The organism is Variovorax sp. KBW07 (assembly GCF_003852515.1).
In the GTDB taxonomy this organism is placed as follows: Bacteria; Pseudomonadota; Gammaproteobacteria; order Burkholderiales; family Burkholderiaceae_C; genus Variovorax.
This window is the reverse complement of the sequence record NZ_QAJK01000043.1, coordinates 41,282-51,600: the sequence shown is the minus strand read 5'-3', so window position 1 is coordinate 51,600 and position 10,319 is coordinate 41,282. Positions and strand designations below refer to the sequence as shown.

9 protein-coding genes are annotated in these 10,319 nt (G+C 66.0%); 6 read left to right on the top strand and 3 right to left on the bottom strand.

Features of this window, described 5'->3' with window-relative positions:
• Positions 1-48: 48 nt before the first annotated feature.
• The gene (locus tag DBV14_RS09250) at positions 49-1,326 is read right to left on the bottom strand and encodes a nitrate regulatory protein (protein WP_124458889.1); all 1,278 of its coding nucleotides are present in this window, start codon (positions 1,324-1,326) and stop codon (positions 49-51) included.
• Positions 1,327-1,444: 118 nt separating this feature from the next.
• Between DBV14_RS09250 and tsaD the strand changes: the two genes are divergently transcribed.
• Positions 1,445-2,506 (top strand): tRNA (adenosine(37)-N6)-threonylcarbamoyltransferase complex transferase subunit TsaD, encoded by a 1,062-nt coding sequence (gene tsaD, locus DBV14_RS09245; protein ID WP_124458888.1) that lies wholly within the window; start codon positions 1,445-1,447, stop codon positions 2,504-2,506.
• Here the strand turns inward: tsaD and DBV14_RS09240 are convergent.
• Positions 2,442-3,200, bottom strand: a complete 759-nt coding sequence (locus DBV14_RS09240) for an alpha/beta hydrolase (protein WP_124458887.1) — start codon at positions 3,198-3,200, stop codon at positions 2,442-2,444. The genes tsaD and DBV14_RS09240 overlap by 65 nt on opposite strands.
• A gap of 189 nt (positions 3,201-3,389) precedes the next feature.
• Positions 3,390-3,761, bottom strand: coding sequence for an Hsp20/alpha crystallin family protein (locus tag DBV14_RS09235; protein WP_124458886.1), 372 nt, complete (start codon positions 3,759-3,761; stop codon positions 3,390-3,392).
• A gap of 124 nt (positions 3,762-3,885) precedes the next feature.
• Between DBV14_RS09235 and DBV14_RS09230 the strand changes: the two genes are divergently transcribed.
• From DBV14_RS09230 to pnp, 5 genes are all read left to right on the top strand, one after another.
• On the top strand, positions 3,886-5,169 hold the full coding sequence (locus tag DBV14_RS09230) for a branched-chain amino acid ABC transporter substrate-binding protein (RefSeq protein ID WP_124458885.1): 1,284 nt from the start codon (positions 3,886-3,888) through the stop codon (positions 5,167-5,169).
• A 23-nt stretch (positions 5,170-5,192) separates the two neighbouring features.
• The gene (locus tag DBV14_RS09225; protein WP_124458884.1) at positions 5,193-6,365 is read left to right on the top strand and encodes a pyridoxal phosphate-dependent aminotransferase; all 1,173 of its coding nucleotides are present in this window, start codon (positions 5,193-5,195) and stop codon (positions 6,363-6,365) included.
• An 82-nt stretch (positions 6,366-6,447) separates the two neighbouring features.
• Positions 6,448-7,377, top strand: a complete 930-nt coding sequence (locus DBV14_RS09220) for a DMT family transporter (protein WP_124458883.1) — start codon at positions 6,448-6,450, stop codon at positions 7,375-7,377.
• Between the two features lie 88 nt (positions 7,378-7,465).
• Entirely contained in the window at positions 7,466-7,732 is a 267-nt protein-coding gene (rpsO, locus tag DBV14_RS09215; protein ID WP_056579564.1) for a 30S ribosomal protein S15, read from the top strand.
• Positions 7,733-7,939: 207 nt separating this feature from the next.
• Positions 7,940-10,273 carry a polyribonucleotide nucleotidyltransferase gene (gene pnp / locus DBV14_RS09210; RefSeq protein WP_124458882.1) on the top strand — a complete coding sequence of 778 codons (2,334 nt, stop codon included), beginning with the start codon at positions 7,940-7,942 and terminating at the stop codon, positions 10,271-10,273.
• Positions 10,274-10,319: the final 46 nt, after the last annotated feature.

The window sequence follows — 10,319 nt, the reverse complement described above, 5'->3', positions numbered from 1 at the left end:
GTGAGCGTCGCCCTGAACTGCAAGCCCTCAGACACCAAACAAGGCCGATCAGCGCGGCGAACGAGCATCCGGCAACGGCAGGTAATCCGCCATCGCCAGCATCGACTCGGCGACATCGACCAGCCTGCGCTTCTGGTTCATGGCCGTCTGCCGCAGCATCTTGTGAGCCTCGTCCTCGCTCAGGCGACGGTGCGCCATCAGCAGGCCCTTGGCACGCTCCACCACCTTGCGTTCGTTCAGCGACGCGCGAACCGTCTCCAGTTCGTCGCTCATCGCCTGCAGACGCTGCGATTGCTCCCGCACCATGTCCAGCACCGAGCGCTCCAGCCCGCGTCCGTACGGCGTTGGAGCCAGCGCTTCCGTGCCTGCGTCGTCGAAGAACAGCGCGCCGTCGGACTGCGGCGCCAGCGTGCCCAGCAGTTGCCGGTACGCCTCCAGGTCGGTGCGCGCCTGCATCGTCTTGCGGTCGCACAGGGCGCGCAGGTCGGCTGCGAGGCGGTCTTCGACCGTTCGCATGCCGTCTATGCGGCGGGTGCAACAGTCGAACCAGTTCTGGCTCAGCTGGCTGTAGGGCGCTTCGGGCGTGGCGGCCGACGTCGTGCCTACGCGGCGCAGGCGCTCCAGCTCGGCCGTGGTGGCGCTCGACTCGCTCTTGCGCCAGAGCGCCAGCACGTCTTCGCTGGAGAAATCGGTGAACACCTGGAAGCAGCGCTCCTGCGATTCGATCAGGTGCAGCCACTGCACGCGCTGCGCCTCGCTGCCGTGGCCCAGCGCCAGCGTGGCGGCGCCGAAGGCCCGCTCCTGGCCCGCGAACTCCTTGCCCTGCATGAAGTTGAACATCGCGACCAGCAGGCGCGAGATCTCGGGGTCGGTGGCGCCATCGGCCGCCTCGAACACCACGGCCAGCAGGCCGGCGACGAGCTTGGCGAAAGCCGCGGTCGATTGCGCCGGATCGAGCTCGAGCGCGGCCACGCGGCGGCGCAGCGCGGGCAGGGCGTCCAGGCCGGGCAGCACCCAGGCGATGCGGCTGAACAGGCGGGCGCTGTTGCCGGCACTGGCGCGCTGGCGGGCTTCGGTCTCCAGTTGGTCGAAACCGTTGCGCACCTCCTGCTCGAGCGCCAGGCACTCGGCGATCTGCGGATCGCGCTGCTCGGCAAAGCGGCTGCCGCGCGAGGCGAGGAACATGTTGGACATGCCGCGTTCGCGCTGCAGCGCATGCACCATCCGGCCGATCACGCCGACCAGTTCGCTGGTGCGGGCGAGCTGGTCCAGCTCGTCGATTTCGCACTGGCGGGCGGCGATGAGGAAATGCAGGCCGGATTTCATGGTGGGTGGCAAGGAGAGAGATCAAAGAGGGCGCCACACCGCCGCTGCAACATCCGTGCCTTGGCCCGCGCTTGCCCCTTCGCGGGCACCCCCGGCAGGCGCCACCTACACTCGCGGCATGCTCTTGTTGGGAATCGAATCATCCTGCGATGAAACCGGCGTGGCGCTGGTCGAGTCGCACGGCGACGCGCTGCCGGTGCTGCTTTCGCACGCGCTGCACAGCCAGATCGCCATGCACCAGGCCTACGGCGGCGTGGTGCCCGAACTGGCCAGCCGCGACCACATCCGCCGCGTGCTGCCGCTGACCGAAGCCGTCATGGCCGAGGCCGGGCGCTCATTGGGCGAGATCGACGTGGTGGCCTACACCCGTGGGCCGGGGCTGGCGGGCGCGCTGCTCGTGGGCGCGGGCGTGGCCTGCGCGCTGGGCGTGGCGCTGGGCAAGCCGGTGCTGGGCGTGCATCACCTCGAAGGGCACCTGCTGTCGCCGTTCCTGAGCGCCGATCCACCGGAGTTTCCATTTGTCGCGCTGCTGGTCTCGGGCGGCCACACGCAATTGATGCGGGTCGATGGCGTGGGGCGCTACGAACTGCTCGGCGAAACCATCGACGACGCAGCCGGCGAGGCTTTCGACAAAAGCGCCAAGCTCATGGGCCTGCCGTATCCCGGCGGCCCCTGGCTCGCCAAGCTGGCCGAGGGCGGGAGCGCCACGGCATTCAAGCTGCCGCGGCCATTGCTGCACAGCGGCGATCTCGACTTTTCATTTGCCGGGCTGAAGACGGCGGTGCTCACGCAGGCCAAGAAGCTCGGCGACCAGCTCGAAGCCAGCAAGGCCGACCTGGCGGCATCGACGCAGGCGGCCATCGTCGAGGTGCTGCTGAAAAAATCGCTTGCCGCGCTCGACCAGACCGGGCTGAAGCGGCTGGTGGTGGCCGGCGGCGTGGGGGCCAACAGGAACCTGCGCGAGCAACTGAATGCCGCCTGTGCGAAGCGCGGCGTGCGCGTGCACTACCCCGAGCTGCACCTGTGCACCGACAACGGCGCCATGATCGCCATGGCCGCCGCCATGCGCCTGCAGTCGGGCCTGTCGCAGGCCAGTGAGCGCTACGCCTTCGACGTCAAGCCGCGATGGCCGATGGCATCGCTGATGACGAGCGCGACGTCGCTACCGGAAACCGCGTAACCGGCTGTTGCCGCGCGCGGCCCATCGAGGGCAGCGGCAGCACGTCGAGCACATTGCGCCAGAGCTGGCGCCACTCGGGCCAGTCGTGGCCGCCTTCGGTGGTGAACACGCGGCCCGGGGGCAGGGCGTCCGCCAGCAGCTTGTGGTTGCTGGCAAAGCGGTCGGCCAGGCCGAAACCCAGGTAGAGCTGTGGCAGGTTCTTTGCGGGCTTCGGCGCCAGGTATTGCTGGAAGAAGGGCCAGAGCTTGCGGTCGGGTTCCTCGTCGGGCTGCGGTCCGGTGGGCGCCTGCCAGGTGCGCAGGCCGCCGGCCTTCTTGATCTCCGCGCCGAGCACCCGGCGACCCAGGTACGGGGCCAGTGCCACGATGCCGTCCACCGCGCCCGGCCGCGCCAGTTCATGGATCAGCGCGCCGAAGCCGCCGATGGAAATGCCCACCAGCCAGATCGAGGTGTAGCCCTTGGCGCGCTGCGGCTCGATGACGTCCGCATGCAGGCGATCGCTGAGCGTCTGGTCGTAGTAGTAGGAAACGTCGGCGTCCACCAGCAGCGAGTCGGCGGCCAAGTGGCGCTCGCGGACGGCGCTGATGAAGCCTTCGCGCTCGAAATCTTCAGGCTTGAGGTACGCGCCCGGAAGAAAGATCAGGAGCGTGTCGGAACGATGGGTGTCGTTGGCGGGCTGAAAGTGCGTTTTCATGGTGCCTTTTGGGGGCACCCGATCCGCACCGTCGGGAACTCGATGCGTTTGCGAGACGCCCACGAAGAAGAAAGTACTAAGAAAACGTCACATCATGTGACGTTATTCAGCGCTATTGTGAATAGGGTGCTTGTTTAAAGTCAAAAACAAGCCGCTACTAACATTTTCCTCTTGTGGGCATAGGCAAAACTAGTCGATTTGCAACTGCGACGCCTGGCTTGCCTGAACGAGTTTTCCGAGCTTCAGCGTGAGCACGCCGTTCTCGAGCTTGGCGCTGCTGGTGGCCACGTCGATGTCTTGCGGCAGCTCGTAGGCGGCCTTGAACTGGCGCTTGGCTTCGGCCTTGCTGTCGATGCGGACCACCGCACCTTCGATGCTGATCGACAGGTCTTCACGCGAGAGGCCCGGCACGTCGAGCGAGAGGGTCCAGCTGGTGTCGTCCTGCTCGACGAGCGGCGAGCGGCGGCTGCCTGCAAAGGCATCGTTCACGAAGCGTTCGAAGGCGCGGTCGTGCGAGCGGGGAACGAAACGGGTGGTGCGGATCGTGGGTGCGAAAAACATGATGCAAAGCTCCTGAATGAACACAATGGGGACAAGGAATGTGTGTCCCTTACACTGCGCGGCCATTCAATCCTGAGTGCCGCTTGACACCTCATCTAGGCGCAGCCGCACGCGTTTCAAGACGATGAATCCCCCCTTTATTTGGCGCCGAAAGGCCTTGAAATTCGCGGCGCTGGCGCTATGCGCGAGCCCCTTCGCGGCGCTTGCGCAGGCGCCGCAACCCGCGCCCATCCGCCTCGCGCTGATCGAAAGCATGAGCGGCCCGTTTGCCAACACGGGCGAGGCGGTGTTTCGCAACCTGCTGTGGGCCGTGGAGCGGGTCAATGCGCGTGGCGGCGTGAAGCTGCCGGGTGGCGCAAGGCCGCTGCAGCTCGACCGCTACGACAGCAAGGGACAGAACGAGGAAGCCCTTTCGGCGTTGCGCGCGGCCATGGACGACGGCGCGCGCATCGTGCTGCAGGGCAACTCGTCGGCCACGGCGTCGGCGTTGGTCGATGCCATCGACAAGAACAACGAGCGCGACCCCTCGCGGCGCGTGATCTTCCTGAACTACGCGGCGGTCGATCCGGTGCTGACCAACGAGCGCTGCAGCTTCTGGCACTTTCGCTTCGATGCGCATGCCGACATGCGCGTGGCTGCGCTGATGGACGTGGTGAAGGACGACGCCGCGCTCAAGCGCGTCTACCTGATCGGGCAGGACTACAGCTTCGGCCAGGCGGTGCTGCGCGAATCGCGCCGGCAGCTTGGCGTGCAGCGGCCCGACGTGGAGATCGTCGGCGACGAACTGCATCCGATGGGCAAGGTGAAAGACTTCGCGCCCTATGCCACGAAGATCATCGCAAGCGGCGCGCAGGCCGTGGTGACCGGCAACTGGGGCAACGACCTCACGTTGCTCGTGAAGGCCGCGCGCGAAGCCGGTTTCAACGGCAGTTTCTATACGTTTTACGGCAATGCGCTCGGCGCGCCGACTGCCATCGGCGATGCCGGCATCGGCCGCGTGGTGGCGGTGGCAGACTGGCTGCCGAATGTGCAGACGTCTCAATCCGAAGCCTTCTACCGGGCCTTCCGCACGCGTTTTCCGAAGCCGGCCGACGACTACGTGCACATGCGCCTGCAATTGATGATCGAGTCGCTGGTGCAGGCCGCCGAGCGCGCGGGCGGTGTCGATGCCGTGGCTCTGGCGCGTGCGCTGGAGCAGGCCGACGTGAGCCTGTACGGCCAGCGTGGCCGCATGCGCGCGACGGACCATCAGTTCCAGCAGCAACTGGTGGTCGGCGTGATGGACAGGCAGGGCAAGCCCGGCGTGCAGTTCGATGTCGAGGGCTCCGGCTACGGCTTCCGCGTGGTCAAGACCATCGCCCCCGAACGCGCCGAGTTGCCGACCTCGTGCAAGATGAAGAGACCTTGATTTGAAGAACAGGACAACAGCTCATGCGTGAAGCCATTCACAACCTCGAAGCGTCGAAGATCCGCGAAGTCGCCAATGCCGGCATGGGCCGCGACGACGTGCTGGCCTTCTGGTTCGGCGAAAGCGACGAGGTCACGCCCGAGGTGATTCGCCAGGCGGCCATCGAGTCGCTGCAGCGCGGCGAAACCTTCTACGCGCACAACCTTGGCCTGCCCGAATTGCGCGAGGCGATTGCGCGCTACACCAGCTCGCTGCACCCGGCCGTCGATGCCTCGCGCATCGCCGTCACCTCGGGCGGCGTGAGCGCGCTGATGCTGGCGGTGCAGGCACTGGTCGAAGCCGGCGACGACGTGGTGGCGGTCACGCCGGTGTGGCCCAACCTCACGGCGCAGCCCGCGATCATGGGTGCGCAGGTGCGCACGGTGCCGCTGGTGCCGGTGGCGGGGCAGTGGACGCTCGACCTGCCCGCGCTGCGCGCCGCGGTCACGCCGAAGACCAGGCTTTTGATCGTCAATGCGCCCAACAATCCCACGGGCTGGACCATGACGCGCGACGAGCAGCAGGCGGTGCTCGACCACTGCCGCCAGACCGGCACCTGGATCCTTGCCGACGAGGTGTACGAGCGGCTGTATTTCGAGCCGACGCCGAACGGCTGCGCGCCGAGCTTTCTCGACATTTCCAAACCCGACGACCGGCTCGTGGTGACGCACAGCTTTTCGAAGAGCTTCCTCATGACGGGTTGGCGCCTGGGCTGGCTGGTGCTGCCGCCGGCGATGGTGGAGGGCATCGGCAAGCTGATCGAGTTCAACACTTCGTGCGCCAGTGTGTTCACGCAGCGCGCCGCCATTGCGGCCATCGAGCACACGGCCGAGATCACGCCGCGCGTGGTGGCGCACCTGAAGCTGTGCCGCGACACGCTGGTGCCGCTGCTGGCCGCCGTGCCGGGCGTGCAGGTGGCATCGGCCAAGGGCGGCATGTATGCCTTCTTCAGGCTCGATGGTTTCGGCGATTCTCTCGAAGTGGCCAAGCGCCTGGTGGTCGAAGCCGGCCTGGGGCTTGCGCCGGGCAATGCCTTCGCACCCGAGGCGCAAGGATGGCTGCGCTGGTGCTTTGCGTCGAAAGACCCGCAACGGCTGGTGAAGGGCGTGGAGCGCCTGCGCAACTGGCTGGCCGAACAGCCCCGGCCCAAGGCCTGATCCGGCCGGCTGCAATTTCGTTCAATACGCGGCGCGCCCGGCCCGCGAAGCTCGACCTTTCATCGAAAGCGAAAGGTCATGCATGTCGGAACGACTCAAGGGAATGGTGCTGTGCGCCCTGGCGATGGTCACGGTCGGCAGCACCGTCGTCGCCAGCAAGGTGATTGCGGGCGGCTTGCCGCCTTTCACCGCGACGGCGCTGCGATTCGCGATGGCGCTGCCGGTGTTTCTTCTGCTGCTGCGGGTGGCGCGCACGCCGTGGCCTCGTCCTGACCGGCGCGACCTGGTGCTGTTGCTCTGCCAGGCCGGGCTGGGCAGTGTCGGCTACACGGTGCTGTTGATCCTGGGCGTGCGCTGGGCGCCGGCTGCCAGCGCGGGTGTTGTGGCCGGAACGCTGCCGGCCGTCGCCGCGCTGGTGGCGGTGCTGGCCTTGCGCGAGCGGCCCGGGCGCTATCTGGTGGGCAGCATCGTGCTGGCGACGGCGGGTGTGCTGGCGATCAGTTGGCCGGGGGAGGGCGCCGCGGGGGACTCAAAATCCCCTGCGGCAATGGTCGGCAACCTGCTGGTGCTGGGGGCGGTCGTCTGCGAGGCGATGTTCATCCTGCTCAACAAGCGCCTGCGGGTGCCGGTGCGTCCGCTGGCGCTGTCGACGCTGATGGCGGCGTTCGGGCTGTTGCTTTCGGCGGTGCCGGCGTTGTTCGAGCGGGCGTGGGAGCAACCGCTGCCCGCCGCGTCCCTGGCCGGCGTCGCCTACTACGCGCTGGTGCCGACGGTGCTGGGTTTTGTCCTCTGGTTTGCCGGATCGGCCAGGCTCAAAGGGGCGGAGGCCGCGCTTTTCACAGCGCTTCTGCCGGTTTCCGCGCTGGTACTCGCGGCTGTCTGGCTGGGCGAAAGTATCACCTTGGCGCAGATCGGCGGAGCCGCCTGCGTGCTGGGCGCCGTGGGGCTGGCTTCGCTTGATGGACGGGGTGCGAAACGTCCTGAAAGCCCCCTGCGGGCCGCCGAGCTATAATCCCGAGGCTTTGCATGCCGCAAGGCGCACGGTGAGGGCAGTTCCAGTGCTCACCGCAAGTCAAACATCCCGGAACAAGGAAATTCAAATGATCGCAGCCTCCATCAAGGCCGAAGTCGTCAAAGACAACGCCCGCGCCGCCAACGACACCGGTAGCCCAGAAGTGCAAGTCGCACTGCTGACCGCCCGCATCAACGAGCTCACCCCCCACTTCAAGACGCACGCCAAGGACCACCACGGTCGTCGCGGCCTGCTGCGCATGGTGAGCCGCCGCCGCAAGCTCCTCGACTACCTGAAGTCCAAGGACGCTGAACGTTACACCGCGCTGATCGCCAAGCTGGGTCTGCGCAAGTAAACCGAATCGCATGAAAAAACGCCTGGGTTAGTCCGCTAGCTCAGGCGTTTTTTACTTCGCGATCCACTTTCGGAGTGCCAAAACAGAGCGAAGCTGTGTCATTCCAATGAAGTTCTTCCCGAGCTTCGCTGGAATGGCATCGTGTTCTGAGACAGCCTCCGCCCCTTGCAAGCCCTGTGTGGTTTGCTATTAAAACAGGAGCAAAACATGAGCCTCTTCAACAAAGTCACCAAGTCCTTCCAATGGGGTGACAAGACTGTCGTCATGGAAACGGGTGAAGTCGCCCGTCAGGCCAATGGCGCCGTGCTGGTCGACATCGACGGCACCGTGATCCTGGCGACCGTGGTCGCCTCCAAGTCGGCCAAGCCGGGCCAGGACTTCTTCCCGCTGACCGTCGACTACATCGAGAAGACCTACGCCGCCGGCAAGATCCCCGGCAGCTTCTTCAAGCGCGAAGCCAAGCCCAGCGAGCACGAAACGCTGACCAGCCGCCTGATCGACCGTCCGATCCGCCCGCTGTTCCCCGAAGGCTTCCTGAACGAAGTGCACGTGGTCATCCACACCGTGTCGCTCAACCCTGAAGTCGATGCCGACATCGCCGCCATGATCGGCGTGAGCGCCGCGCTGGCCATCTCGGGCATTCCGTTCAGCGGCCCCATCGGTGCTGCTCGCGTGGGCTACATCAATGGCCAGTACGTGCTGAATCCGGGTCAGACCGCCCGCAAGGATTCGCAGATGGACCTCGTCGTCGCCGGCACGCAAGCCGCCGTGCTGATGGTCGAGTCCGAAGCCCAGCAGCTGAGCGAAGAAATCATGCTCGGCGGCGTGGTGTTCGGCCACGAGCAAGCCAACATCGCCATCAACGCGATCCATGACCTCGTGCGCGACGCCGGCAAGCCGGTGTGGGACTGGCAGGCGCCCGCCGAAGACGAAGCCTTCGTTGCCAAGGTCAAGGGCCTGGCCGAAGAAAAGCTGCGCGCCGTGTACCAGATCCGCAGCAAGCAAGCCCGCACGCAAGCCCTGCGCGAAGCCAATGCCAGCGTCATGAGCACGCTGAAGGAAAGCGGCGAGCCCTTCGACGCCGGCAAGGTCAACGACCTGCTGTTCGCCATCGAATCGAAGATCGTGCGCAGCCAGATCCTGTCGGGCGAGCCCCGCATCGACGGCCGCGACACGCGCACCGTGCGCCCCATCGAGATCCGCAATTCGGTGCTGCCCCGTACCCACGGCTCGGCCCTGTTCACGCGCGGCGAAACGCAAGCACTGGTCATCACCACGCTGGGCACCGAGCGCGACGCACAGCGCATCGACGCGCTGGCCGGCGAGTACGAAGACCGCTTCCTGTTCCACTACAACATGCCTCCCTTTGCCACCGGCGAAGTGGGCCGCATGGGCTCGACCAAGCGCCGCGAAATCGGCCACGGCCGCCTGGCCAAGCGCGCGCTCGTCGCGGTGCTGCCGACCAAGGAAGAATTCCCGTACACGGTTCGCGTGGTGTCGGAAATCACCGAGTCGAACGGCTCCTCGTCGATGGCTTCGGTCTGCGGCGGCTGCCTCTCGATGATGGATGCCGGCGTGCCCATGAAGGCGCACGTGGCGGGTATCGCCATGGGCCTGATCAAGGAAGACAACCGCTTCGCGGTGCTGACCGACATCCTGGGTGATGAAGATCACCTGGGCGACATGGACTTCAAGGTTGCCGGCACCACCAACGGCATTACCGCGCTGCAGATGGACATCAAGATCCAGGGCATCACCAAGGAAATCATGCAGGTCGCACTGGCGCAGGCCAAGGAAGCGCGCATGCACATCCTGGGCAAGATGCAGGAAGCCATGGGCGAGGCCAAGGCCGAAGTCTCCAGCTTCGCACCGCGCCTGACCACGCTGAAGATCAACCCCGAGAAGATCCGCGACGTGATCGGCAAGGGCGGCTCGGTCATCCGTGGCCTGCAGGAAGAAACCGGCACGACGATCAACATCGACGAAGACGGCACCATCACCATCGCCTCGACCGATCCGGAAAAGGCCGAATTGGCCAAGAAGCGCATCGAGCAGATCACGGCCGAAGTCGAAATCGGCAAGGTCTACGAAGGCCCGGTCACGAAGATCCTGGACTTTGGCGCGCTCATCAACCTGCTGCCCGGCAAGGATGGCCTGCTGCACATCAGCCAGATCGCGCACGAACGCGTCGAGAAGGTGACCGACTATCTGAGCGAAGGCCAGATCGTGAAGGTCAAGGTTCTGGAGACGGACGAAAAGGGTCGCGTCAAGCTGTCCATGAAGGCCCTGACCGAGCGTCCGGCCGGCATGGAATACAGCGAGCGCCCGCCGCGTGAAGACCGCGGTGGTGATCGCGGCGACCGTGGTGGCGAGCGCCGTGAGCGTTCGGACCGTGGCGATCGCGGCGGCGACCGTGGTGGTGATCGTGGCGAGCGCGCACCGCGCTTCAACGACCAGCAGCAACAGCCGCGCAACGACCAGCAATCGCAGGCTCCGGCCGGCGAGCAGCAAGCGCAAGCACCGCGCGAGCCTCAGGAGTAAGAAGGGCGCAGCGGCAGGGTTTCCCTGTCGTTGCTATCTTTTGAAC

Bases quoted from the DNA above. Each gene is read 5' to 3' on its own strand.
- DBV14_RS09220 (WP_124458883.1), top strand. From the start codon at position 6,448: ATGTCGGAACGACTCAAGGGAATGGTGCTGTGCGCCCTGGCGATGGTC.
- DBV14_RS09225 (WP_124458884.1), top strand. From the start codon at position 5,193: ATGCGTGAAGCCATTCACAACCTCGAAGCGTCGAAGATCCGCGAAGTC.
- pnp (WP_124458882.1), top strand. From the start codon at position 7,940: ATGAGCCTCTTCAACAAAGTCACCAAGTCCTTCCAATGGGGTGACAAG.
- DBV14_RS09240 (WP_124458887.1), bottom strand. From the start codon at position 3,200: ATGAAAACGCACTTTCAGCCCGCCAACGACACCCATCGTTCCGACACG.
- rpsO (WP_056579564.1), top strand. From the start codon at position 7,466: ATGATCGCAGCCTCCATCAAGGCCGAAGTCGTCAAAGACAACGCCCGC.
- DBV14_RS09230 (WP_124458885.1), top strand. From the start codon at position 3,886: ATGAATCCCCCCTTTATTTGGCGCCGAAAGGCCTTGAAATTCGCGGCG.
- DBV14_RS09235 (WP_124458886.1), bottom strand. From the start codon at position 3,761: ATGTTTTTCGCACCCACGATCCGCACCACCCGTTTCGTTCCCCGCTCG.
- DBV14_RS09250 (WP_124458889.1), bottom strand. From the start codon at position 1,326: ATGAAATCCGGCCTGCATTTCCTCATCGCCGCCCGCCAGTGCGAAATC.
- tsaD (WP_124458888.1), top strand. From the start codon at position 1,445: ATGCTCTTGTTGGGAATCGAATCATCCTGCGATGAAACCGGCGTGGCG.